Annotated in this window: 25 protein-coding genes and 1 riboswitch; of the genes, 4 read left to right on the forward strand and 21 right to left on the reverse strand. The window is 36.4% G+C overall.

Going from position 1 to position 24,115, the window contains the following annotated elements; translation table 11 throughout:
• Nucleotides 1–56: 56 nt before the first annotated feature.
• From JMM81_RS11515 to JMM81_RS11545, 7 genes are all read right to left on the reverse strand, one after another.
• Nucleotides 57–848 carry an energy-coupling factor transporter transmembrane component T family protein gene (locus tag JMM81_RS11515; protein ID WP_256241720.1) on the reverse strand — a complete coding sequence of 264 codons (792 nt, stop codon included), beginning with the start codon at nucleotides 846–848 and terminating at the stop codon, nucleotides 57–59.
• On the reverse strand, nucleotides 845–2,434 hold the full coding sequence (locus JMM81_RS11520; protein WP_256241721.1) for an ABC transporter ATP-binding protein: 1,590 nt from the start codon (nucleotides 2,432–2,434) through the stop codon (nucleotides 845–847). Before JMM81_RS11520 ends, JMM81_RS11515 begins: the two co-directional genes overlap by 4 nt.
• A gap of 2 nt (nucleotides 2,435–2,436) precedes the next feature.
• Complete coding sequence (locus tag JMM81_RS11525) at nucleotides 2,437–3,021, reverse strand: ECF transporter S component (RefSeq protein WP_256241722.1); 585 nt, start codon at nucleotides 3,019–3,021, stop codon at nucleotides 2,437–2,439.
• Nucleotides 3,022–3,138: 117 nt separating this feature from the next.
• A complete protein-coding gene (locus JMM81_RS11530; protein WP_256241723.1) occupies nucleotides 3,139–3,900 on the reverse strand; it encodes a 3-oxoacyl-ACP reductase in 762 nt (253 codons plus the stop codon).
• A complete protein-coding gene (locus JMM81_RS11535) occupies nucleotides 3,890–4,819 on the reverse strand; it encodes an ABC transporter substrate-binding protein (protein WP_256241724.1) in 930 nt (309 codons plus the stop codon). The genes JMM81_RS11530 and JMM81_RS11535 overlap by 11 nt, the downstream gene beginning before the upstream one ends.
• 148 nt (nucleotides 4,820–4,967) lie before the next feature.
• A riboswitch (TPP riboswitch) is annotated at nucleotides 4,968–5,072 on the reverse strand.
• Nucleotides 5,073–5,551: 479 nt separating this feature from the next.
• The gene (locus JMM81_RS11540; protein WP_256241725.1) at nucleotides 5,552–6,844 is read right to left on the reverse strand and encodes a glycosyltransferase family 4 protein; all 1,293 of its coding nucleotides are present in this window, start codon (nucleotides 6,842–6,844) and stop codon (nucleotides 5,552–5,554) included.
• Nucleotides 6,841–7,941 (reverse strand): CotS family spore coat protein, encoded by a 1,101-nt coding sequence (locus JMM81_RS11545; RefSeq protein ID WP_256241726.1) that lies wholly within the window; start codon nucleotides 7,939–7,941, stop codon nucleotides 6,841–6,843. Before JMM81_RS11545 ends, JMM81_RS11540 begins: the two co-directional genes overlap by 4 nt.
• Nucleotides 7,942–8,501: 560 nt before the next feature.
• On the opposite strand from JMM81_RS11545, the gene JMM81_RS11550 reads away from it, so the two are divergent.
• Nucleotides 8,502–9,494 carry an NAD-dependent epimerase gene (locus JMM81_RS11550; protein ID WP_256241727.1) on the forward strand — a complete coding sequence of 331 codons (993 nt, stop codon included), beginning with the start codon at nucleotides 8,502–8,504 and terminating at the stop codon, nucleotides 9,492–9,494.
• Nucleotides 9,495–9,633: 139 nt separating this feature from the next.
• On the opposite strand, the gene JMM81_RS23060 is transcribed toward JMM81_RS11550, so the two are convergent.
• A complete protein-coding gene (locus tag JMM81_RS23060; protein ID WP_375162375.1) occupies nucleotides 9,634–9,774 on the reverse strand; it encodes a phage holin in 141 nt (46 codons plus the stop codon).
• A gap of 244 nt (nucleotides 9,775–10,018) precedes the next feature.
• Here JMM81_RS23060 and JMM81_RS11560 point away from each other — a divergent pair, with 244 nt between their 5' ends.
• On the forward strand, nucleotides 10,019–10,441 hold the full coding sequence (locus tag JMM81_RS11560) for a CBS domain-containing protein (RefSeq protein WP_256241728.1): 423 nt from the start codon (nucleotides 10,019–10,021) through the stop codon (nucleotides 10,439–10,441).
• Nucleotides 10,442–10,586: 145 nt separating this feature from the next.
• Here the strand turns inward: JMM81_RS11560 and JMM81_RS11565 are convergent, their stop codons facing one another.
• Nucleotides 10,587–11,789 carry an L-lactate MFS transporter gene (locus tag JMM81_RS11565; protein WP_256241729.1) on the reverse strand — a complete coding sequence of 401 codons (1,203 nt, stop codon included), beginning with the start codon at nucleotides 11,787–11,789 and terminating at the stop codon, nucleotides 10,587–10,589.
• A 406-nt stretch (nucleotides 11,790–12,195) separates the two neighbouring features.
• Nucleotides 12,196–12,558: a Na-translocating system protein MpsC family protein gene (locus tag JMM81_RS11570; protein ID WP_256241730.1), complete on the reverse strand. Its 363-nt coding sequence runs from the start codon at nucleotides 12,556–12,558 to the stop codon at nucleotides 12,196–12,198.
• A 401-nt stretch (nucleotides 12,559–12,959) separates the two neighbouring features.
• Between JMM81_RS11570 and JMM81_RS11575 the strand changes: the two genes are divergently transcribed.
• Nucleotides 12,960–13,979, forward strand: coding sequence for an NADH:flavin oxidoreductase (locus JMM81_RS11575; RefSeq protein WP_256241731.1), 1,020 nt, complete (start codon nucleotides 12,960–12,962; stop codon nucleotides 13,977–13,979).
• 18 nt (nucleotides 13,980–13,997) lie between these two features.
• Here JMM81_RS11575 and JMM81_RS11580 read toward each other — a convergent pair whose 3' ends face one another.
• The 10 genes from JMM81_RS11580 to JMM81_RS11625 form a co-directional block, all read right to left on the reverse strand.
• On the reverse strand, nucleotides 13,998–14,273 hold the full coding sequence (locus JMM81_RS11580; RefSeq protein ID WP_256241732.1) for an adhesin: 276 nt from the start codon (nucleotides 14,271–14,273) through the stop codon (nucleotides 13,998–14,000).
• 27 nt (nucleotides 14,274–14,300) lie between these two features.
• On the reverse strand, nucleotides 14,301–14,729 hold the full coding sequence (locus tag JMM81_RS11585) for a protein-tyrosine phosphatase family protein (RefSeq protein ID WP_256241733.1): 429 nt from the start codon (nucleotides 14,727–14,729) through the stop codon (nucleotides 14,301–14,303).
• Nucleotides 14,730–14,808: 79 nt separating this feature from the next.
• On the reverse strand, nucleotides 14,809–16,572 hold the full coding sequence (gene arsA, locus JMM81_RS11590; RefSeq protein WP_256241734.1) for an arsenical pump-driving ATPase: 1,764 nt from the start codon (nucleotides 16,570–16,572) through the stop codon (nucleotides 14,809–14,811).
• 23 nt (nucleotides 16,573–16,595) lie between these two features.
• Entirely contained in the window at nucleotides 16,596–16,958 is a 363-nt protein-coding gene (gene arsD / locus JMM81_RS11595) for an arsenite efflux transporter metallochaperone ArsD (protein ID WP_256241735.1), read from the reverse strand.
• Nucleotides 16,959–17,052: 94 nt separating this feature from the next.
• On the reverse strand, nucleotides 17,053–17,472 hold the full coding sequence (arsC, locus tag JMM81_RS11600) for an arsenate reductase (thioredoxin) (protein ID WP_256241736.1): 420 nt from the start codon (nucleotides 17,470–17,472) through the stop codon (nucleotides 17,053–17,055).
• A 53-nt stretch (nucleotides 17,473–17,525) separates the two neighbouring features.
• Complete coding sequence (arsB, locus tag JMM81_RS11605; protein WP_256241737.1) at nucleotides 17,526–18,605, reverse strand: ACR3 family arsenite efflux transporter; 1,080 nt, start codon at nucleotides 18,603–18,605, stop codon at nucleotides 17,526–17,528.
• Between the two features lie 223 nt (nucleotides 18,606–18,828).
• Entirely contained in the window at nucleotides 18,829–19,125 is a 297-nt protein-coding gene (locus JMM81_RS11610) for an ArsR/SmtB family transcription factor (protein ID WP_256241738.1), read from the reverse strand.
• 183 nt (nucleotides 19,126–19,308) lie between these two features.
• Nucleotides 19,309–20,220: a DMT family transporter gene (locus JMM81_RS11615; RefSeq protein WP_256241739.1), complete on the reverse strand. Its 912-nt coding sequence runs from the start codon at nucleotides 20,218–20,220 to the stop codon at nucleotides 19,309–19,311.
• A gap of 119 nt (nucleotides 20,221–20,339) precedes the next feature.
• Nucleotides 20,340–20,948 carry a nitroreductase family protein gene (locus JMM81_RS11620; RefSeq protein ID WP_256241740.1) on the reverse strand — a complete coding sequence of 203 codons (609 nt, stop codon included), beginning with the start codon at nucleotides 20,946–20,948 and terminating at the stop codon, nucleotides 20,340–20,342.
• A 158-nt stretch (nucleotides 20,949–21,106) separates the two neighbouring features.
• Nucleotides 21,107–21,667, reverse strand: a complete 561-nt coding sequence (locus JMM81_RS11625; RefSeq protein WP_256241741.1) for an HPP family protein — start codon at nucleotides 21,665–21,667, stop codon at nucleotides 21,107–21,109.
• 282 nt (nucleotides 21,668–21,949) lie between these two features.
• Here JMM81_RS11625 and JMM81_RS11630 point away from each other — a divergent pair, with 282 nt between their 5' ends.
• Nucleotides 21,950–22,084, forward strand: a complete 135-nt coding sequence (locus tag JMM81_RS11630; RefSeq protein ID WP_256241742.1) for an FbpB family small basic protein — start codon at nucleotides 21,950–21,952, stop codon at nucleotides 22,082–22,084.
• 434 nt (nucleotides 22,085–22,518) lie between these two features.
• Here the strand turns inward: JMM81_RS11630 and JMM81_RS11635 are convergent, their stop codons facing one another.
• Nucleotides 22,519–23,862, reverse strand: coding sequence for a polysaccharide deacetylase family protein (locus JMM81_RS11635; protein ID WP_256241743.1), 1,344 nt, complete (start codon nucleotides 23,860–23,862; stop codon nucleotides 22,519–22,521).
• Nucleotides 23,863–24,115 lie beyond the last annotated feature (253 nt).

The raw sequence follows: 24,115 nt of genomic DNA on the forward strand, positions 1-24,115 counted from the left end.
AAAAATAGGTGCCAGGCACCATCCAAATAATGGATGGTGCCTGGCACCTATTAATGTTAAGTCAGCAAACCCCACTGTATAAATCCAAAATATGATGATAGGAAAATGATAATCATTTGCATTAGGGTTAATATTGAAATATAGCATACATCTACTCGACCCAAACCCATTTTACGATAAAAAGTACGATTCCAAGATCCATCAAAATTACGTGCTTCAAGCGCTATCGCTACACGTTCAGATTTACGAATTCCTTGTGAGAGAAGCGGAATCGTAAACCGTATCATTGACCTCATTTTACCAACTAACCCTCCTACACGGTGAACTCTTCTTATACGATGTGCTGCACGAATTTGTTCGAACTCCGCTTTAAATATAGGAATAAAACGGACTCCCGCTAATATTGAGTAAGCCCATTTCGGCTTCATTTTCAATTGATGCATTAAACTTAAAATAAATTCGGTTACATCCGTTGTTAAGACAAAAATAAGGCCATAAAACAAATAACTTAGTGTACGAAACCCAATCGTTAATCCATTAAAAAGACCTTCCTCAGTAATATGAAACCAGCCCCATGAAAACCAAACCGTCTCTCCCTTGGCAAACGCAAAAATCCCCCAAAAACTTAATAGAAAAAGAATGAAAAACGGCAGAATCACATACATCACCATCTGTTTAATCGGGATTCTAATAAAGATAAACGTAATCATTGCTGGGATCAGCATGCACAAGAAGGACGTCAGAGGATCACTAATGACAGATATGAGGACCATCATGATTAAATGAAAGACTAGTTTAACTGACGGATTTACCCGAGATAAAAACGGACTATATCCAACCGTTTTCAAGACAACGTCACACCTTTCTCCAAAGCCCTTTTCCGTTTTACATACTCCATGTAAAGAGGTGCATGTAATTTAGCACGTTTCATAAATGAAGAATTAGAAAAGAATTCTTCAGGTAAACCTGCAAATAAAAGTCCGCCTTCAGTCAGTACAATCAGCTTAGTGGCATATTGATAAGCAAACTCCACATCATGTGTCGTCATCACGATCGTTGTCTCCATTTCATTAAGAGCTCTCATACGCTTCGCTAACTCATCCGTCATTTTCGCATCCTGACCAAAAGTTGGCTCATCCATCAGCAATAATTCATGTTTTTTCAACAGCATACTAGCAACACTTAAGCGACGCTTTTGACCCATCGATAACGTATATGGATTTGCGGTCCGTAAGTCAGATAAACGAAATTCCTGAATCAACTGCTCAACCCGCTCCAACGTTTCCTTTTCAGACCACTTTTCAACTTGACCGACAAATGAAATTTCATCTTCTACAGAATCCGTAACGAATTGATGCTCAGGGTTTTGAAACACAAATCCAATATGATTAGACAACATTTCTGGCTTTATCGTCTTTCTCTGTGGCTTTTTGAAAAAATGATAGGTAATACTACCTTCTTGCAACGTGTAGAGTCCCATAATCGTTTTCAAAAAAGAACTCTTACCCGCACCATTTGGTCCCATAATCGCCACCCAATCGCCTTTGGTGATTTCAACATTTACGTTTGACCAAACCATGTTATTTTTCAAACAAAGAGTTCCATTCGAAACCGTAATTAACGGCTCTGAACTTGATGGCTTTGGTAAATTTATTTTTTTCCACGAATGAGTAACGTCCGAACACTCTTTTTTTAACAACGCATCCCATGTTAACGGCCATAAGCGCGGTTTCCATATTCCATACTGTTTAATCAGCGATTCGTATTCCTTGTATATGGTATGCGGGTTTCCATCAGCAATCACTTCTCCTTGGTCATTAAAAAGAACCACGCGATCAATCCAATCTAAAATCCCTTCAAGTTTATGCTCGACCAATAGGACCGTTTGATTTCGATCAAGCTGTTTAAGAACATCAATTACTTCTTTTGTGCCCATAGGATCAAGCTGAGCAGTTGGTTCATCTAAAAATAATACTTCTGGTTCCAATGCTAAAATCGTTGCTAGCGCCAACCGTTGATTCATTCCCCCTGAAAGGGAGTTTATAGGAGTGTCCCCCTTCAAATGACCAAGACCAACCTGTTCTTTTACTTTTTGTATGATTTCTGGCATTTGATTTGCTGGAATTTCCCTATTTTCTAAACTAAACGCAATTTCCTCATCGACAGTTAACATACAAAATTGGCTCTCTGGATCTTGGAATAAGACACCTCTTTGTTTAGGTCCCCATACCTTCCCCTTCATCCTCGCTAAAATCGCATCTGGAATTAATCCAGAAAGAACGTGAATGAAAGTGCTTTTTCCGGATCCGCTAGGCCCCAGAAATAGCACTTTTTCTCCTTTTCTAACTGATAAATTAATATTGGTAAGGGTCGGCTCAGTTCGATCATAAAACTGAACATGTAAACCACTGCACCCAAGGTAGGATGATTCCATGATTATTGATCCCACCGTGCTTTTTGTTCTGAATGAACAATTTCATAACTGTTTAATGAACCTGTTTTCACCAATTTATCGGAAATCCATTTACCCAATATTCCGCAAACGATAATTGAACCAATAGCCCGGGAAATGATCGTTGTCACTTGAATAAAAACAGTTTTTGCACCAAAGCCACGAATGGCATAGTCCCCAATAAGACTACCTGCGCAAGAAGCTAAAGAAGCTAACAATATAACAGATAGATCCCATCTCTTGTACCTGAAAATCATAAACACAAGTTCAGCCCCTATGCCTTGTAACAATCCACTCAACAAGACAGGCAATCCAAATTGACTTCCCACTAAAAGCTCTCCTGAAGCAGCTACAAATTCTGCAAGAAAGGCAACTCCTGGTTTTCTAATAATATAAGCAGCAATGATGCCTGCAATAAACCACATCGGATAAACAATTTGTCCTAAAAAAGGAACAACCGCACTGGTTGCTATAAAAACGGTTCCCCATATCTTATAAACGACACCAAATATAATCGCAATAATGATAGTTAGTATGACTTCTTTTATCGTTAATGCTTTCTTCCCCATAATCTATTTTCACCCTTCTCCTCATTCGTATAGGTTTTAAATCTTTGTACAATGACCCCAAAATTTGACTCTTTCTGAAATTTACATGTTAAAAGATAAAGACAATAAGCCCATTCTTTAATTCATTACCAATCCACCATCAACAACTAAGTTCTGTCCTGTCGTTGCACGACTCCAAGGTGACGCAAACAACAATGTTGCATCCGCTAATTCTGCAGGAGTTGTGACGCGTTTTAACGGTGTACTTTCCTTAATCAGCTCAAATACTTCACTAGGAGTTGATGCACTGGCATCTGTCATTTGCAACAATCCTCCCGAAACCATATTAACCGTAATCCCTTTTTCTCCAAGCTCACGTGCCATAGTTCTTGTAAAACCGATTAATGCTGCCTTACTTGTATTATAGTCATGATAAGGGACAACTGGATTTTGAACTAAATTGGTTCCAATGTTGATGATTCTTCCAAATTTCAATCCAGACATTCCTTCGACGGCAGCCTGTGTTGTATGTAAAGCCGCTTTCACACTTCCCTCTAATTGTGTTTGATAATCTTCCCACTCTATTGTCTGTGCGTTTTTCTTATTCACCGCATCAAATTTAAAATTGACAAGGGCGTTGTTAATGACCGTTGTAACCGGGTGGCCAAAATGGTTTTCTGCTTGAGCGAACATGTCTTGAACCTGCTCTTTGTCAGTAACATTCGCTTGAATCGCAATCGTACGATCACCAATACTCTGTACAACCTCTTTTGCCTTCTGTTCACTTTGATGATAGTTTACGATGACACGTGCACCTTCACGTCCAAACGCTTTCGCAATTTCTGCCCCTAATCCTCTACTTGCTCCAGTAACTAATACAACTTGATCTTTAATTTCCATTATGAATTCCTCCTCTATCTTTTTCGAATAGTAATTCGTTTGTCCAATATTCATCGGGATCTACTAATGAATCGGTAAGCTTCACATTCTTAAGCCATTTTTGTAAATGGTCAAAATAATCTACTGACATTGAGAAATCTTTTGTAAAGGAATTTAATGTCGCATCCATAATGGCAGCTTCTACTTTATCCTCTGGATTGCTTTTCGTGAATTGGTAGTAAATCTTTTTTGCTTCATCTGGATGGTTTAGAATGAATGCATTGCTTCTTGTCAAAACCTCTAAGAATCTACTAATCACTTGATGTCGTCTACTTAAAACATCAGATGAAGTAATTAAAATTAAATTCCCTCCAGCTGGGATCCCCCATTCTTTTAATGAAAAGAATCCTGGTTCATACCCACGTACCTGTGCTTCGATGACTTCATGATGTTTTTGTACAGAAAAAGCTAAATCTGCTTCATCATTGATTAAAGCATCAGTATGGTAAAATCCTTTGTTCACTGGAATTAAATCGTGAACATCACATTGTCCCCCATCTGCTTCAATCAGAGATTTAATAAAGGCTAACCCTGTTGGCCCAGGAGCACTTGGATAGGTTAATCTTTTCCCAATCATATCTTTGGGTCTTGTAATGCCATTATTTTTTAGAAACATGACGCCACTATCAGATTCTAGAAATCTAGTAAATCCAATGACATCCATTTTTTTCAACTTATCTTGTACTAGATGTAGTGGTTCTGTAACAGCCAGATCCATATTTCCATTATGAATTTCATCGATCGCATCAAAGTGTTCTTCTGGTTCTATCATTTCAACATCTAAATCAACCTCTGCAAACCACCCCTTTTCGATTCCAATTAAAAATGGAAGATGGTTTGGATTTAAAAACCATTCAAGACCAAATCTTATCTTTTCCATGTTCTTCCTCCTCACTAACCGTTTTGGTAATTATTCTTGAAATTCTTTATCCTTTGATACACTTCCTCATTACAGTTATTTAATTGCATAAAAAAACAGCACCACGAAAGTGATACTGCTATTTGACAATTAATCCATTAGATTAAAACGCTAAACAACATCACTTCCCTTCGCTGGTACTAACCAGATCAGGTTCAAAGGGTCAAGGTATTATTTACCTTGTCTCAGCCATAAGGCTCCCCTAGCAATTTTTCGTATTTTTTTATAATTTAACATATTAAATACATTATTGATACTATAATTTTCATACTAACCTAAATTATCCCTCTTTTTGCTCTAGAGATTCTTTTCATTTTCATAGCTTTTAGAACAAGGAATAGCATAGATGAAATTACTATGCTATAAACATGATCTTACAGATATTTTTGGTGAAGCTTCCTATAAATACTTTCATGGTATAATTATGATAGAAAAGAGAGGAGGCATTTACCATGATTGAAGTCCTTCACCAACTCGATGAACATTTGAATTTATTATCAGCTTTTCAAGAAAGAAACCATATAACTTTTGTTTTTAATGGAATCTTTCTTGAAAAGCATCAGTAATATCCTCTATATCAGCTAGTACTACCTTGCTGGCATGGCCAAGACCGGCTCAAAAGACGCTAGATAGAATTCTTTATTTTATAAGTTCCATAAGTGTAATTGTCATATACCGAACTTATTTTCTAATTTATTCTTCAATCTCTTCTTCCTTATCATCCTTTGTTTCATTCTCTAATTTATTTTCGGTCCCACTCTCAAGTTTATTTAGTGGTTCATCCCTATCAAATTGTTCAACGATCTCACCGACCTCTTCTTGAGGAACCATTTGGATAGAAGTTTGTATAGATTGCTCCCAAACTTCAAGTACCTCAGAAGCTACTCTTTCCCATTTATATATCGAAACAGCCTGTTCCCTTCCTTTCTTCCTCATTTTATTCATTAATGCCTTGTTTGACAAAATTTCCGTTATCTTTTCCTCAAAACCAGTCGGATCCTCTGGATTTTCTACTATAAGACCGTTCTCCCCTAAAAGAATCACTTCCGGATTTCCTCCCCTTGCCGTTGTCACGATTGGCAAACCTGCTGCCATTGCTTCATAATGTACCCGTGCCACCGGTTCCTGCCATAGTGAAGTACAAACAAATAAATCAGCTGCTGCAAACCAGTTTTGTATTTCATCAGGTGAGACAAACCCTGTTGTGACAACCGGAATCGGTGATTTTTTTGCCAATGCGCGTACATATGCGATGTAATCCGTTATATCATCTTGGCTAAACCATTTACCTCCAACAATAACTAAAGCCAAATCTTTAAATTTTCTTGAAAGCCCTGGCAATGCTCGTACAAGCCGGTCCACGCCTTTATTACGGGATACTCTTCCGGCAAATAATAGAACTGTTTTATTTTCTAAACCATGTGTTTTTTTAATTTCATTACGGATTTTTTGCATTTTCGGATCGCTTCCGGGTAAGAATCGCTCCGAGTCTACACCAGAATAAATGGCGCGAAGTTTGGAAGCCGCTTGTGGATATAAATCTTTTATAACATTCCCTACATACTCGCTTATTGTTACAATATTTGTCACTTCCTCTATCACTGCTCTTGCCTCTTCAGCCTCAATTTTCTCTGGCATAAACATATCATTATGCATACTAAGGTTAATCTTTGATTGAGGTGCAGCCTTTCTAACAGAAAGAACAAGACGAGGACGATTAAAAATGTGAATCAAATCAAAATGATTAGATTGGAGGTAACGAACTACTTCTTCTCGGTAAATTTCAAAAACTTTTCCAGGTATACGTGCATAGTGAACTCCATCAATTGTTTCTGTGTCAGGAAGTGACGGATCATTCACTCCTAAAACGGTAATATCATGCTTATTCCCTACATAAGGAAGGATACCGGAAATATAAGTTTGAATGGCCCCGCCAAGTACTGGAGGAACAGGCAGTTTTTCTGTACAAATCATTAATATTTTCATAGTTGTTCTACTCCTTTCCAGTCATCTTTAATTTCTTCTAATACAGGCCACTTAGACTGGTCTGTATCGACAATGGTTTGAATCATAGCGAGGGTTTGATCATTAAGAAATAATTCTGGTTCATATACTACTTCTTTAATATTTTTGTAAAATTCATTTGGAAGAGAGAAATCAATTAGTAAGATGTCATATAATTCTGGTGAGATTGGATTTGCTTCATGATAGGCCTTAATCATTTCTCTTACCCAAGTTGTATCCCATCTATATAAATCAGCCATTGTCCCTGTAATTAGTTTTCTTAGATCTCGAATCGGAAGGTCATAGGCAACACCATCAAGATCAATGATCCACATTCCATCTTCACCCTTTTGTCCATTTGACCAGCCATAATCTTGATGAACTAATCCCCAATATTCATTTCCTTTTTGTACTAAATCGAAATAGCTTGATTCCTTTAATCTTTCTAAACTTCTTTTTGCCTGCTCTTCAAATTCATCGATAACATTTAATAAATGTGAGCTTGCGGACATTTCTTCATAGGCTTTGGCGATGTTTCGAAACCAATCCATTTTAGTGAGCGTTTTTTCATAAGTTTTCGGCCATTTATATAATCTAGAAGCAATTTCAGCACCCTTTGGAGGAATATAGCCTTTGCTTAAGCGGTGAAATTCCCCCAGAGCGTAGCAAAGTTGCTTAGCTCCTTCTAAATCTTTTGCTACAGGGACCAATGGTTCAATCCACTCAGCAACAAACCACAACTTGCCACCAGCCTCAATGTAATTATTTCCACTCTTTGTTTTTATAATGGGTGGTACTTTAGCTTTCGTCACTTCAACCAAATATTCCTGAGCTCCTAGGCTAAACAAACTTCTAGTTGGTCTTCGGTGTAATAACTTTAAACTTTTTGGACCTGAACTCGTTTCAAGTTTCCAAATAGCTCCCCCTTTGTCTGGCTTTGTTGTAACCACTTCAATACTCTGTACAGAAAAGTCGTAATATTCAAGAACCTCATTTGCCATTTGACTAATATAATCAGGTACAAAAAATTCATGAACAGATTCATCGACTTCCCACGGAACGATTAATAACTCTTCCATAATACCCCTCCTTAAAATAATAAGAAATTCCTTTTTAGAGCAATGAATCGTCAACTGACAATCATACTACCGTAAGTAAGTGTGCGTCATCTCACTATAAAAAAGACTTCCATCTTCTATTAGTGGTCTTTTTCCTTATCCCTACTGATGGTTATCGTGAAGAGCCCCATTGAGTTTTCTAAGGGCTGAAGCCCAAAGAAAAGACCTTGTCGCACTTATCGGATCTTTACATTAAAAAGTGAGGCGACCTGCCCAGGAGCGACTAGATTTGGGGAGTTAATCCCCTACCTATCCTTAATCAATTTTCTCTAAGTCTTGAAGTAGGGACCTTACCGCCCATTAAGATGGGATAAAGGTTATAGAAGATTCAACACGTCTTAGGATTTTGCTCTTAATCACTTTATGCTTTCATTCAGTGATCTGTTTGGACAGGTTAATTAGATTGTTAATTTTTGTAAAGGAATTTCAAATTTAGATGAATGACTTGTACACATTCCATTATTGAAACATAGTATATTAGACGATCTTATTAAAGCTAGAGTTTTGAAAGGAGGAGAAGTATGAAGAGAACTTCAAATCAAATCTTTATCACTGGATGTGCAGGCTTCATAGGCTTTCACCTGTCAAAGCGATTATTAGATGAGGGATTTTCAGTTCTAGGAATAGATAATATAAATAACTACTATGATACCGATTTAAAACATGACCGATTAAATATATTAACAAAGTATCCACATTTTAAATTTATTAAAGGATCAATTGAAAATCTCGAATTACTCGAAAGTATTTTTGATCAATATGATCTGGATGCGGTGTTACATTTAGCAGCTCAAGCAGGTGTAAGATACAGTTTTATCGATCCCCACGCATATATCCAATCCAATCTTGTTGGCTTTTTTAATATATTAGACTGCTGTCAAAAACATCAAATCTCTCATCTTATTTATGCATCATCAAGTTCTGTTTATGGCGGGAACGAGAAAATTCCGTTTTCGATTAGTGACCGTACAGATACCCCTATCAACTTATATGCAGCTACTAAAAAGTCCAATGAGTTAATGGCCTATACCTATAGCCAATTATATAAGTTGCCTACAACTGGATTACGATTTTTTACTGTTTACGGACCTTGGGGAAGGCCTGATATGGCGATTTTCTCCTTTAGCAATGCGATTATAAAACAGAAACCGATTGAAATTTATAACTATGGAAATATGAAAAGAGATTTTACCTATATCGATGATATAATAGAATCTATCTTTCGTTTAATAAAAAAAGGGCCTCCAAAAGACCCATCATTACCTCCATATAAAATCTATAATATTGGAAACCATCAGCCTGTCCAATTGAATGACATGATCAAACTTTTGGAAGACCAACTGGGGCAGAAAGCTGTTAAGCAATTACTACCACTCCATCCCGGGGAAGTTCCAGAAACATTTGCGGCTATTGATGATTTAATAAAAGATATTAATTATAAACCAACAGTATCTATTGAAGAGGGAATCAAAAGGTTTATCAAATGGTATAAAGATTACTATAAAATCTCGTAATGAATAACGATTATTATTCTTTTATTTCTTTATATCAAGTTAACATTTTAAAAATTGAGTGCACTAAATCGTACACATACTATCGCAGAACTTTTCCATAGTGTACTATAGTTGTTTTTAAACCATACAATAATCACAGTTACGATAGTAACACAGTGGAGAGTACTAGAATTTGTTCTTTAGTTATCCTAGGTATCATTGTTAAACGAAATGCTGTCAAAAATTGATTAATTAAAGCAATGGCTAAAACAATCGTACGAATAACTGTACCTTTATCCATCGTAATTGTCTCCATACAATTAAAATATGTTCACTTTCAATATTGTCTAACTTTGTTCTCACAATATCCATAAAAGCTCTTCTGGCAAAAACAGGTGACAGGCACGATCCATTATCAAACTTTCTAAATAATTTTGCAATAAACTTGTCAGGTTTTCTTATCTAATTTTGAAATTAAGAATAATTGGAAAGCAGTAGGAGAAAAATAACAAAGTACAAACAATTGAGAAAAGGGGATGACAAATATGACAACAGTCTCTGAAGTTATGACAAAAGATGTGAAGGTATGTACACCACATGATTCTGTAACGGCTGCAGCAAAAATTATGCGTGATATCAATTGTGGTTCTGTACCAGTTTGTGAGGGCAAAAAAGTGGTCGGTATGATTACCGATCGTGATATCGTATTAAATTGTGTTGCAGATGGTAAAGATGGCAATAGCGTTCATTGTGGTGATTTTATGACAACAGATGTAATCACTTGTTCACCTGATACAGATGTTCATGAATGCGCTCGAATGATGGCTGACCAACAAATACGCCGTATTCCTGTTATACAAAATGAAGAAATGATTGGTATTTGTGCTATTGGTGATCTTGCAACGGTCAATATTTATGCCAACGAAGCAGGAGAAGCTTTAAGTCAAATTTCTAAACCACTTCATTAAAAACCAGAATATAAAAGCCGATTTCATCAAGAAAAAAATTGGCTTTTATATCTAGCGAAAAATTCACAGTGACCAAAAACAGGTGACAGGCACCATCCAAATAATGGATGGTGCCTGTCACCTGTTTTTTCTAACTGTGATTCAATTAAGCTTCTCTTTCCTGTAGTCTTTTTATAGGGGCTTTCTTTGGCACTTTTACAAACTTGGCCATAACTATTGCTAATAGACAGATAAGACCAGCTAACAAAAAGGATTGAGTGAAAGGAAGAACTTTCACGACAAGCGGACCGACAAAAGCAGATAAACCGTATGCTTGATACATAAAACCATAGTTGCTTCCCATATTTTTAGTTCCGTAGTAATCTGCTGTCATTGAAGGAAATACCGCTAAAAATCCGCCAAAGCAAAAGCCTATTAACGAAGTAGCGATTAAAAATATCGGATAGTTCATCATACCTGTACTCATATAAAACATGATTATGGCTGTTAAACCGTAGATCACCATCAGCGTATTCTTTCGCCCGAAACGATCTGATAAATTCCCTAAAACAATTCGTCCAGCTGCATTAAATAACGCAATGACCATAACCGCATTTCCAGCTTGTTCAAGAGTTAAGTTAACTAAATCCACACCGATATCCACTGCGAAACTAATGACCAGCAGTCCAGACACGCTACCAAATAAAAACATAAACCACAATAAATAAAATTGATGTGTGCTTAGCATTTGTTTCGGTGTAAACTCACTGCTTGTATCAACAAAAGTACTTGCCTGATTTGTAGACAATGGCTCTTCTGTCGGTGGATTTTTCAATAATTGTGCACCTGCAACAACTAGTAACAAATAAATAACACCTAAATATAAAAAGGTGGACGATACTCCTGAAAGTTCAATCAAATAGCTAATAACCGGCTTGTATACGAGTCCCCCTAACCCAAACCCAGCTACTGCTACTCCACTAATAAATCCTCTTTTATCAGGGAACCACTTCACACATGCCGAAAGTGGGCAAACATACGTCATTCCTATTCCAATTCCACCGATGATACCGTAAAAGAAATAAAGTTGAAATAACGTCGTCGCTTGACTTGCTAACATTAACCCAATTCCGAGTAACAATCCGCCGATCGTCGCTACCCATCTAGGTCCAATTTGATCCTGAAGCCTTCCTGCGAAAATCGTTGTAAACGCCATGACTGCAATCGTAATCGAAAACGTAACGACAACATCTTCCCTAGCCCAGCCAAATTTATCAATAAGTGGCTGATTAAATAAACTCCATGCATACACAGCCCCTAAATTCAATTGAATGAGAACTGCACCCAAAACTACTAACCATCGATTCACGATAAAAACCTCCTTAAAAACTTAACCTATTAAATTGTAAGAATAATCAATTTCCATAAAAAAAGAGACCAACGGTGATGGATTAAAGCATCAACGTTGGTCTCTTCTGCACTCACATTTAGTGTTTACGTAAGCCACCAAAACGATTATTCAATTAAACTAGATTAAAATTAAAATATGAATGACTTCTTTTCCCCTTGTCCAAAGACATTGGCAAAAGCTATCAATATTATTCTACATTATAAGATACAATGTGTCATATGTCAAATCAATATTTCGAACGTTTTAATTCGTGACGATTCATGACGAATATAATTTAAGGAATCAAATGTACATTTTCCTATAGGAACGTGCATTCATTTCCCTATTTTATTGAATCCTCCCTTTTAACATACTATATTCAATGTTAAAAGCTTTTCTCATAATCACTTAGTAATTTAAATATCATCACTCGTTCTCCTGTACGAGAGCTTATATCAGTATAAAAACTTTTCACTTCTACCCCAGTTATATTTAGAATAATTTCATTTAGATCCTCTATTCCTGATTCAACTAGCTCAGATCGAATTTTCTTTATAGATAAGAGTCCCTCTTTTGTTTTACAAACTGAATATTCTGCTGGTGTAAGAATCCCTTTTAATGTCACAATAATCATATCTCGTAAAATGTCGGCCTTAACAGATATAGAACCGCGTCCAAGGTAGTCTTTCTCCCATTGAGTTATAGCTTTACTTATTTTTGCTTCAATAGAACCTTTTGATTTGTCCATAGTCTTCCCTCTCCAACAAAAAATCGGTATACTCTCTAAACTAATCAACTAGTCAAAGAAATATACCGATTTAGCTTATTTTCCCTTTAAACTTTTTAAAGAATGCTTTTTCAAATAGTCACTAAAAAATTATTAATGATATGCTAAAGCTTCTATTCTATTCAAATTATATATAAATATCTCTCGGTTATTAAATTTAAATATACTTTATTCTTGTTTATAGAAAATGTCAACATATAATTAACAGAAAAATAGGTGCCAGACACCATCCAGTATTTGGATAGTGCCTGACACCTGTTTGTTAATTCACAGAAACTTCATTAGGAGAGTCTATGAAAACTGATGTATAGTTTAGTATAAATAAGAAATTTAACATCGAGAAACTGAAAAGAGGTTAAAGTATGAAGTTGAAGGATAGCGAAATAAAGGTGAAAAAAGGTTCTGTATTATTAGAAAGTCAGACAGTAAAAGATTTTGTATTCCATAACCGTTATGTTTGTGCACCTTTTGATATTTCAAAAGCAACAAAAGCTGGGATCATTACAGAGGAGCTATTGTCCATTTACGAACAGCGTAAAGGTCCTTCATTAATCGTAGTAGAGCAAGCTGCCATTGCCCCATCTGGTCAATATAGAGAAAAGCTGATTTTCGTAGACCGTGATGAATGTATTGAGGGTTTGTCTAAACTTGCAGCTGTCATACATCGTAACAACCAGGTAGCGGTTGTACAGATTAATCATGCCGGGAGCGCTGCAGATACTTCTTTAACAGGAATGGTGGCTTTGGCCCCCTCAGTCGTAATCAACCCCGCCATTGAGAGCTCTTTACCAAGAGCCTTGACTATACCTGAAATTCATGAGATAAGAGAGAATTTCGTCCAAGCTGCTCTACGTGTTAAAAAAGCTGGTTTTGATGGTGTTGAAATTCACAACTGCCACGGCTTTTTGTTAACACAATTTCTTTCACCACTCACCAATTTAAGGACGGATGAATACGGAGGGAGTTTGAAAAATCGAAGTCGCCTTCTTTTGGAGATTGTTACAGCAGTACGCAAAGCGGTTGGCGAAGATTTTCTCCTTTTGGTTCGCTTAGGCTTGGATGATCTTTTACCAGGTGGGACGACATTGGAAGAAGGATGTGTAGTCGCTAAAAAGCTAGAGGAAGCTGGCATTGATATTCTTGATGTATCATCTGGGCTTATGTCTCCCTTGGGCTTACCAGGTCCTGCCATGTTAAGAGATATGCTTAGAGAGGTTAAAGGACATCTAACTATTCCTGTTATTGGTGCAGGTGAATTAGAGAACATTGAAATCTCATCAGATATGGTGGAAAAGGGAGAAGTAGACTTTATTGCCCTCGGCAGGAAAATAATGAATCAACCCAATTATGTAGAAGACTTATTAGAAAAAATAAGAAACTAGGTGCCAGGCACCTAGTTGTTAGCAACAGTCACTAGCACCTAATAGAACCAATCCTGCACCCTCTTGATTTTCTTCTTTATCTAAGGTTAACTCTGCCGTTCCCGTAACTTGTGAATCAAACGCTACTCTAATTCCGTTAATAGTTTCAATCGTATCAAATTCCTCTGATTTATCTAAGGAAATTGCAAATTGTGGTCCACAGCAACCAGCAACAGAAGTTAGACGAATACCTTCTGCACCTTTTTCACTTAAAAAGTTTTCTAAAAGTTGTTTAGCCCCATCTGTAATTTTCATATGTTTCTCCTCCTTGAATTTCATTTACTATGCACTTGGAAAGATTCGTTTTAATGTTTCTTTCATCTCTGTTTTTACATTAATTTTTGGTCTTGCTACCTTAGCCATTTCTTCTGCCTCTTCAATGGTACTTGCTTTCCCTAAAGCCAAAAGTGTTCCAATCGCAACAGTTCCTGTACGGTTACTACCACCTTGACAGTGAAAGTACACAACTTTTCCATCATGATATTCATTTACTACCCGATCAATCGATCTCTTTACAGAGTCATCTTGCTGATCTGCATCATCCACAATTGGACTATGCACACGATTATATTTTGATTCTTCTGTTGGTGCCTCTGCTCTTAAATCAAAAATAATATCTACTTTTTCATTTTTCATCATATCTTCTACATCATCTGCACCACCGATATACACACGACCTTTTACTAATTCATGATAATTCTTTGTTGTCATTTTTCTCCTCCAACACAATGGACTTATTCCAATTATAAATAATATTTCCTTCTACATACCTTTTGAAAAATGCTTAAACTTAACAAATATACTCTTTTAACTTGTCGTACCCCACCTTTTCTTCAGGTAACCAAGGAATAATCGCACATTTCTCCGCTTTCGTTTCATCCACTTCTTGAATCCATTCCTGTTCTGCCATGGCTTTCCTTTTTAAAACAGGATCGTTCGTATTTGTGGCAGATAAACTTTGATTAATCACCCACCACTGCGGTTTAATACTAGCCCGCCTTAAATCATCTTGTAACCTTGATGCTTCTAATACAGGTGTTGCTTCCGCAAGTGTAACAATCACCACAGCTGTTTCTTTTGGATTTCGAATTTGAGGCAATAGTTTTTTGGCACTTTTTGGAACATCACCAGTTGACCTTTCAATCTCCTTACTATAAGACTGAGAAGAATCTAGTAATAGCAAAGTATGTCCTGTAGGTGCCGTATCTATGACCACAATTTCATTTTCTGACCTCGCCACGACTTCTGCAAAAGCTTGAAAAACAGCAATTTCTTCTGTGCACGGTGATTCTAAATCCTCTTTTAAGTAAGCTAGACCCGCTTCATCTAAGCTCTCACTTGATTTGGCTATAATCTTAGCTTTATATTTTTCAACCTCTACTTTTGGATTAATGCTACTAATGGTTAAATTTTGATTATGATGATCACTTTGGAATTGATAGTCTAAGTGTGCAGCAGGATCGGTTGTTGTTAGATGAACACGATGCCCTTTTTCCACTAGACCCACTGCAATCGCAGACGCCACGGTTGTTTTTCCTACACCACCTTTACCCATCGTAAAAATCAACTTTGTACCATTAGCTGAAAAATCATCAATGACCACTTTTAATCCTGGAAGATTTACGGATTGAGATTCACTATCCAAAGTTGTTGAAACCTCATATGGTGTAAATAACTTTCGAAGATTTTCCACACCTGTTAAAGAGTATGAAACATACGGTAACGAGTACGTAAGAGTCTCTTTTAAATGGTCCGGCACTTGCTTTAATGCGTCTCTTTGTCGTTGATAAAAGGCGGATGAAACCTCATCTTCTTCATTGTGATGTTGCAGAAGGCCATTTACAATGAGCATTTGGTTTTTGACCCCAATTTCTTTCAGTTCCTTTGAGGCACGGTCTGCTTCTAAAAGAGCTGAAACATCTGGTCTTGTGACAAGTATGAGAGTCGTTTTAGTTGGATCAGAAAGAGCCGATACAGCTTTAGAATAAAGATCTTTTTTATCCGCTAATCCAGATAATGGCCCTAAACAGGATGCACCGTGCGTACTTTCTTCTAGAAATCCATTCCAAGCCGTTGGAAGTTGTAACAGTCGTAACGTATGACCGGTTGGAGCTGTATCAAAAATAATATGATCATAGTGACCCACGATTTCACAATTGGTAAGAAACCCTGTAAATTCATCGAATGCGGCAATCTCTACTGTACATGCACCAGATAATTGCTCTTCCATTGTTGCAACAACAGCTTCTGGAAATTTATCGCGATAAGGACCGACCACACTTTCACGATAAGCTTTTGCTGATGCCTCAGGGTCTATATTACTCGCAAATAAATGTTCAACAGCTGGAACTGCTTTTGGTGTGCTTGTTAATTCAATGCCAAATACATCTTGTAGATTAGAGGCAGGATCTGTACTAATGAGCAATACCTTTTTTCCACTATCTGCTAATACCACGGCAAGTGCACAGGCTGTTGATGTTTTACCTACCCCACCTTTTCCTGTTAAAAACAAAAATTGCGTCTGAATCTGATTTGGACTGAATGATGGATACATATTTCTTCCTTCTTCCCAAATGATTATAGTTGTTCTAAATTGATCGAAATCCGAGTTTTTGGTTTTTCATTCAACTCTTCCGCTTTTACTTCAAACCATTCTGCGAATTCTTCATTTGTTGGATAACTTCCCACTTTCACAACTTGGTCATTAACTAAAATAACAGGTAAGGCGTTGGGACCCTTTTCTTTAAATACACGAGTTATCTCATCATTTTCTACAAATTTATCAGGATCTGACGTTAATTGGTATCTTTTAATATCAAAGCCTTTTTTCTCTAATGAATACACAGCAGACGCCACTCTTGTTAATTCTGGATCCACACTCGGACCACATACTCCAGTAGAACAACACATCGCAGGATCAAAAATCTCAACTTTGTTCATGTTAAAACCTCCAATAGATTATTAAATAAGCATTTACTTATTTTTCAATTTTAAAGAATAACCAAAAGAAGCTTCTCTTGGTTATTCGATTATATTATTCTCCCGTTTCACTAAAACGTTTGATTCTTTCACCAATTTCATCACGAACACGTTGGAAGAAAGCCCATTTTTCTTCGTCTGTTCCTTCGGCTTTTGCTGGATCATCAAAGCCCCAGTGATCTCTTTTCACATGCGGTGGTGTCATTGGACATTTATCAGCTGCGTCGCCACATAATGTAACAACTAAATCCGCATTATTTAAAATTTCAGGATCGATAATATCAGAAGTTTGACTGGAAATATCAATGCCTGTTTCGTTCATTGCTTTAACAGCATTCGGATTCAATCCATGTGCTTCAATCCCCGCACTACGAACTTCCCACTCATCATTTAAATATTTTTTCGCCCAGCCTTCTGCCATTTGGCTTCTGCAAGAATTTCCTGTACATAAGAAATAAATCGTTCGTTTCTTCATTTTTTGAAAAACTCCTTCATCTATAAATGGTTGTAATATTTACAACAGATCGCTTACTTATTCTTTACTAAATGACTATCTGGAAACCAATGTCTTGTATTATTTGCGATTCGAACTAAAAATAGCATCAGTGGAACTTCCACAAGAACACCTACAACTGTCACAAGCGTTGCACCTGAATTCAATCCAAATAAAGCTATCGCAACAGCAACCGCTAATTCAAAGAAATTGCTCGTTCCAATCATAGCTGCAGGTGCTGCCACACTGTGCTCGATCTTCCACTTTTTTGCCCAAAAATAAGCGATAACGAAGATAAATAACGTTTGAATAATAAGAGGAACGGCAATTAATACAATGTGGAACGGATTACTTAAGATCACTTCTCCTTGGAAAGAGAAAATAATAATTAATGTAAGTAATAATCCGACAATCGTAAATTTCCCTGCATTTTTCAAATATACATTTTCAAACCAGTCCATCCCTTTACGTTTAACTAACATGACACGAGATACGTATCCTGCCGCTAATGGGATAATAATAAATAAGACAATGGATAAGAAAATCGTGTCGAATGGAATAACGACATTATTAATTCGTAATAACAACATGACAATCGGGCCAAAAGCAAAGACCATAATCAAATCATTAATAGAAACTTGAACTAACGTATAGCCAGCATTTCCTTTCGTTAAGTAACTCCAAACAAAAACCATGGCTGTACATGGTGCTGCCCCTAATAGCACTGCCCCTGCAATATACTGTGTGGCTAAATCTTCTGGTATAAAAGGGGAGAAAATAAATCGAAAAAAGAGCCAGGCAAAGAAAAACATCGTAAAGGGTTTAATTAACCAGTTCACAACGAGTGTTACGACTAAGCCTTTCGGTTTTTTTCCTACATCTACAATACTAGAAAAATCGATTTGAGCCATCATTGGATAGATCATTAACCAAATGAGAATGGCAACTGGTATGGATACTTGAGCATATTCGAATTTGCTCAATGTCTCTGGAACAGCTGGGAATACTTGCCCGAGTGTGACACCAATGAGAATACAGAGAATGACCCAAACCGTTAAATATCTTTCAAAAAAACCAAGTCCTTTACCTTCCATTGCTGGGGTGTCTTTACCCATTATCCTATTCCTCCTATATATAACTAATTTAACCATGAAATTGATGATTCATCGCACACTCTTAAACCTCTTTTTTTCAAGATCACTCATTTATTCTTTCTGATCTAGAAAATAAGCTAGACTATTTTTAATGAAAGAATAAATAGCAGATTCCGTATTTACACGGTAAAAAATCATAGTGTTAAAAAACAATCGAATAATGATAACTTTTTCTAGATTTTCTTTAACAATCACATTTTATAATTGAAATCTCTTCCAAGTGATCAATAATGGCTTGAATATAGGGTGGTTGAACATCGTTTAATCGATAATGTTTCCATGTTCCTACTGGTCTTTCAACAATGATGCCGGCTTCTTTTAACTTTTTCAATTGTTGACTGACAGCAGGTTGAGAAATATGTAAAACATCAATAAAATCACAAGCACATACTTCTCCTTTTTTTAAGCACGCTAATAGCTTTAAACGATTGGGATCACTCAAAGCTTTTAACTGCTTCGACATCAATTCTATATTCTCCAAATAAGGTTTCCTCCTTTACATAACCTATTACTTATATAATATCATACTTATATTATAACAATATGTTTTTCAGATTCAAGTGTTACACATAAAAAATATTAATTTTAGTTTTTTAAAACAAAAACAAGTGCCAGGCAACATCCAGATAATGGATGTTGCCTGGCACTTGTTTTGCACTTGTTTTTATCCTACTTCTTTTCTATTTTTTATCGCATTCTTTCTTGAAGAGGAATGTCTCTTCATGCTAGCCAAAACTGCACCAGTGATCGTGATGGCACCTCCTATCCATGACACCCAAGAAACTTGTTCATGGAGAAGGACTATCCCTAATAGGACCGTCCAAACAGGAAGCATGTTAATATAGGGGGCCGCTTTACTTGCTCCAACTATTTTCACTCCCACATTCCATGCTAGAAAGGCAACAACTGAAGCAAACGTACTGACATAGACTAAACAAATCCATGCTGTTGTTGTCATATGAATCATACCTAATTCCACTGTTCCAATACAACTAATCGCACTAAAAATGGTCCCATATAGAGCTGCACCAGCTGTCATGGTTAGTGGATCCATATCTTTTCCATATCGTTTGCCTAAAACCGTATATAACCCCCACATCACACAGGACAACACAACTGCGGAATTCCCTAGCAGAGACCCTTGGGAAGAAACAGTATCACTTTTCCCCTGAAACAAAACGATCACACCTAAGATTGAAATAACAGCACCTAGCCACTCTCTCCTATGTATCTTTTCTTTTAAAATAAATGGAGTAAATAGAAGAATGGCAATAGGAATCCCCGCGGAAATCATCCCTGCTTGGGAGGCACTGATACTTCCTAAAGCTAAGTAAGTTAACGTTGAAAAGGCAAAAACACCCGTGAAGCCAAGAATAGAAAACTCCTTCCATTTTGAAAAGATAGGTAGTTTCTTTTTATTAAATGTTAAAATCCCTATGAGAATAATAGTTGAAATAGCCCATCGAACAGTATTAAGGAGTGTTGGTGGTAAAGCATCCCCTAAGTAACGCCCGCTAATATAATTTCCAGCCCAAAGCATCGTTGCAATGAGGAGCAGCCCTATTCCATGTTTCATAATATGTCTATATCCCCCTCTACTTTATATGTATCACTATCAACTTCTACTATACCACTTTCAAGAAAAAGAGGTGCCAGGCACCATCCATTATCTGGATGGTGCCTGGCACCTCTCAATCAATCTATCGCTTGACCAAAAGCACCTTCAAAAAGGGATTCTTTCACTGGGCGGCGAGGACTAGGTTGCTCTCTCTCTTGAAGCGTTTCTGATAAAACATCCTTCTCCCCTTGGTAACCAATTGCAATTAAAGCGTCAATGCTATAATTTTCTGGCACATTTAGCACTTCACGGGCTCGTTCAAAATCAAAACCTGTCATGGGATGGGTGATTAGCCCCTTTTTAGTCGCTTCCAAAGCAAGATAGCCCCATGCTGTACCTGCATCAAAGGAATGAGAAATATTGTGCCCCTTATCATCATTTGTTTTTTCCGAAATAATTAAAGCGAGAACAGGTGCCTTTTCACACCAAGTACGATTAAATTCACTAATAAAAGAATAAAACTTTTCACGATCTTCTTTCGTACGGGCGATAATAAAGCGCCAAGGCTGAATATTATAAGCAGATGGCGCCCAACGCGCAGCCTCAAAAACACTCAGTAATACATCCGCTGGAACATCTTTTTCTAAAAAAGACCGAGGAGACCATCTATTTAAAAAAACAGGGTCAATCTCGTATGTATGCTGACGGAACTGTTCTACTTTAGGGTTTACTTTAGAATGAATCATATGTTATTTCCTCCTAAACATAGCTTAAAAGTTATCTTACTCCATCAGTATATAATAACTATTACTTCTTTTCTATAAATTGCCACTCAACTAAAATAGATGCCAGGCACCACCCATTATTTGGATAGTTCCTGGCACCTATTTTGCTCTTATTTTTATCATAACCAGTATTTTGGATATTGTCTCGTTTGAAATAAGTTATTATAGATTGTTGATATAATAACTAACAATAAGGTACCAATTATAATTGGTATAAGAAATTCCCACCCTGCTTGAGAATTAATAGCGACAAGGGCACTAGCTGCTGCAGGAGGATGAATTGTTTTTGTAATAGTCATTAAAATTAATACGATAGCTAATACTAGACCAATGATGAATAGGCTCTTTCCTAATATACTCCAAATAATAAGGGATAAAGTAGTAGAGATTATATGTCCCCCAATAACATTGCGAGGTTGAGACAAAGGACTTTTATGGGCACCAAACACAATGATACAGCTTGCACCAAGAGGAGCTAGTGCCCTAGGAAACCCTAAATATACCACTATAAAACTAATGATAATAATGGAAATAAGCCCACCTATAGCCGAAACAAAGGAATCAATATAATCAATTCTATCTTCTTTTCTAGCTTCCCCCTTCATTTTCTTTAAATACGCCGTAAAACCTACGACTTGTTGATCACTCCAACTTTTCTCAAGGTTTTTCCCAAAATCCATAACTTATTTTTTCCTCAATCTTTCTAAATAATTTGTCAATAAATTTGTCAGATTTTCTTTCATGTATAATTATTTTACAAGAAAACTAGAAGTATTTAAATATATATATATATTTAAATATTCATAATTTAAATTTGAAAAACAGCACCTGGAACTGTTCGTTTACTAGAAAAACTATCTGAAAATTTTTTCGAAATACTATTCCATTATTTCAGAAACTTTGGTATATTTAAAACACAGACAAAATTCGACAAAAAAATCGAAAGAAAGGAATGATTAGATATGAGAAAACAAAAATTAAACATGCAAACTTTAATCAATAACAATAAAAAAGAAATTCTTTCAAATAAAGAGGAAATAGCACGTATAGAAAAACAGATTGACGAAAAATATAATAAGCAACTACAAGCAAATTGATAAAAACAAAAAAATCAAAGCACAACAGGAATCGACAGGTCTTCCACTGCAACATTATATCAATCACTAAAAAAAGAGCAAACCCGATAAAAGGTTTGCTCTTAAAAAACTCAATATAATATACTCTTAACGAAAAAGGAAAGGAATAGAAGCCTTACAATAAGTTTCTTTCACTTACTCACTTTTTATATCCATTTTTGTCCTATTAGAAATTCTTCTTATTTAATAGCCTGTTCCAATCATGATATCTATTCCTTTAGCTAATTCCCTCTGGCCTTGCTTAAAATTACCTCTACTCTCTTTTTATACATGATATTAGCCACGGTAAAAAAGTATGATTTATTCATTATAATTCTATAGTCATCCTAAATTTACCACAATAGTTACTTTTGATAAAGTTATTCCCCATACAAACCAGGTGCCAGGCACCTGGTTTAGTATGCGATTCCATAGTATGGACCCGTCTCTTTTGTTTCTTGCAACGTAAGAAGTTCTGAAACAGTGATAAACTGGTATCCTTCATTTTTTAGAGCTCTCATCAATGCTGGTAATGCGTCAGCTGTCGTTGGGTGAATGTCATGCAATAGAACAATTGAACCTGGAAAAACCCCATCTAAAATCAAGTTATTCACAGCCTTTGCATTCCGATTCTTCCAATCTAGTGAATCCACTGACCATAGAATAATGGGAAAGTCATTCTCGAAAGCAACTTTCTCCACAATCTCATTATAAATTCCATACGGAGGACGAATAGAAGTTGGAAGTTGACCGATTACCTCTTCAATGGTTTGACTAGTTCCTTCTATTTCTCTCCTAATTTCTTCTTCGGTTAGTTTATTTAAGACCGAGTGGCTTCTCGTATGATTCCCAATCTCATGACCTTCATCTGCTACTCTCTTGGCCAGTAAAGGATGGTATTCTACTTGACTACCTAACATAAAAAAAGTAGCTTTTGCATGGTATTCTTTAAGTGTTTTAAGAATTCGTGGAGTTACACTAGGACTTGGTCCATCATCGAATGTAAGCGCAATATACTTTCCATTAGGATCTAATACCACCACTTCCTTCTCAACGATCTTGATGTTCAATCGCTGAATAATATTTTCTTTTAGATAGGAGCCTACATTCTCTACTGGAATATCCACCTTTATCGGGCTGGATACATCATTAAAATAGAAAGTCAAAACGTTTTGCGTGATTAACCAATCTAATTGATCAGGATGGTTCAAAGCTTGGTCTAGCCATTCATCCATTCCCTGTCTACTTTCCTCTTCCGTTTCTAACTGCTCTTTGATAATCGAACAAATTTCATCCCAATTATCCCCATCTATATCCAACACATCTGCCAAAAACAAAATCTTGTTTTCTATTAGATCCATATTAAATGTCTTGATCACATTTTTCCTTTTTGCTTCATCGAATCTTTTTTCTAAGTCAAGAGTTACACTGTATAGATCATTCGTCACTTTATTCATGTTCACATGTATATGTAATTTGGCACGATGATCCTCATGAAACGCCTTTGTCTCTTTTTTCTCCACATCAGCAAGAAACTGATCCTCCTCCGTCTTTATCCATGTTTGAATCGCCTGATTAATAGGTTCACTTTCAGTTAAAAGGGTACTAATGGAGAAACTATAACTATTTGTTTTTTTCTTTCTTGTTTCAAGATTAAAACCAGGAACCACACTCAACACTTCATTTTCTATGGTAGAGACAACTCGTGAGCCCTTCCCTATCCACTGATTGGCTCCTGCAAATCCTACAATCAAAAACAAAATAAGGACACTTCCAATTATCAAGCATACTCGTTTAATCAATCATTTTCATGTCCTTTCAAATAGGGTATGAAAATTAACCAAATAAAAAGATGTTCCCCCTTTCCAAAAGCGAACGAATTTATTCGCTACCATAAAACAGTATATTTAGAATATTAAATGTTATTACAAAAAAGGTGTCCAACACCACCATACAATCTCTAGTACAATCAAGTGAAACTTGATTCTAGATACATGTAATTTTGTGGATGTT

This window comes from Bacillus sp. V3B (assembly GCF_024494465.1).
In the GTDB taxonomy this organism is placed as follows: Bacteria; Bacillota; Bacilli; order Bacillales; family Cytobacillaceae; genus Bacillus_BD.

Bases quoted from the DNA above. Each gene is read 5' to 3' on its own strand.
- JMM81_RS11520 (WP_256241721.1), bottom strand. From the start codon at position 2,434: ATGGAATCATCCTACCTTGGGTGCAGTGGTTTACATGTTCAGTTTTAT.
- JMM81_RS11525 (WP_256241722.1), bottom strand. From the start codon at position 3,021: ATGGGGAAGAAAGCATTAACGATAAAAGAAGTCATACTAACTATCATT.
- JMM81_RS11530 (WP_256241723.1), bottom strand. From the start codon at position 3,900: ATGGAAATTAAAGATCAAGTTGTATTAGTTACTGGAGCAAGTAGAGGA.
- JMM81_RS11535 (WP_256241724.1), bottom strand. From the start codon at position 4,819: ATGGAAAAGATAAGATTTGGTCTTGAATGGTTTTTAAATCCAAACCAT.
- JMM81_RS11540 (WP_256241725.1), bottom strand. From the start codon at position 6,844: ATGAAAATATTAATGATTTGTACAGAAAAACTGCCTGTTCCTCCAGTA.
- JMM81_RS11545 (WP_256241726.1), bottom strand. From the start codon at position 7,941: ATGGAAGAGTTATTAATCGTTCCGTGGGAAGTCGATGAATCTGTTCAT.
- JMM81_RS11550 (WP_256241727.1), top strand. From the start codon at position 8,502: ATGAAGAGAACTTCAAATCAAATCTTTATCACTGGATGTGCAGGCTTC.
- JMM81_RS23060 (WP_375162375.1), bottom strand. From the start codon at position 9,774: ATGGATAAAGGTACAGTTATTCGTACGATTGTTTTAGCCATTGCTTTA.
- JMM81_RS11560 (WP_256241728.1), top strand. From the start codon at position 10,019: ATGACAACAGTCTCTGAAGTTATGACAAAAGATGTGAAGGTATGTACA.
- JMM81_RS11570 (WP_256241730.1), bottom strand. From the start codon at position 12,558: ATGGACAAATCAAAAGGTTCTATTGAAGCAAAAATAAGTAAAGCTATA.
- JMM81_RS11575 (WP_256241731.1), top strand. From the start codon at position 12,960: ATGAAGTTGAAGGATAGCGAAATAAAGGTGAAAAAAGGTTCTGTATTA.
- JMM81_RS11580 (WP_256241732.1), bottom strand. From the start codon at position 14,273: ATGAAAATTACAGATGGGGCTAAACAACTTTTAGAAAACTTTTTAAGT.
- JMM81_RS11585 (WP_256241733.1), bottom strand. From the start codon at position 14,729: ATGACAACAAAGAATTATCATGAATTAGTAAAAGGTCGTGTGTATATC.
- arsA (WP_256241734.1), bottom strand. From the start codon at position 16,572: ATGTATCCATCATTCAGTCCAAATCAGATTCAGACGCAATTTTTGTTT.
- arsD (WP_256241735.1), bottom strand. From the start codon at position 16,958: ATGAACAAAGTTGAGATTTTTGATCCTGCGATGTGTTGTTCTACTGGA.
- arsC (WP_256241736.1), bottom strand. From the start codon at position 17,472: ATGAAGAAACGAACGATTTATTTCTTATGTACAGGAAATTCTTGCAGA.
- arsB (WP_256241737.1), bottom strand. From the start codon at position 18,605: ATGGGTAAAGACACCCCAGCAATGGAAGGTAAAGGACTTGGTTTTTTT.
- JMM81_RS11615 (WP_256241739.1), bottom strand. From the start codon at position 20,220: ATGAAACATGGAATAGGGCTGCTCCTCATTGCAACGATGCTTTGGGCT.
- JMM81_RS11620 (WP_256241740.1), bottom strand. From the start codon at position 20,948: ATGATTCATTCTAAAGTAAACCCTAAAGTAGAACAGTTCCGTCAGCAT.
- JMM81_RS11625 (WP_256241741.1), bottom strand. From the start codon at position 21,667: ATGGATTTTGGGAAAAACCTTGAGAAAAGTTGGAGTGATCAACAAGTC.
- JMM81_RS11630 (WP_256241742.1), top strand. From the start codon at position 21,950: ATGAGAAAACAAAAATTAAACATGCAAACTTTAATCAATAACAATAAA.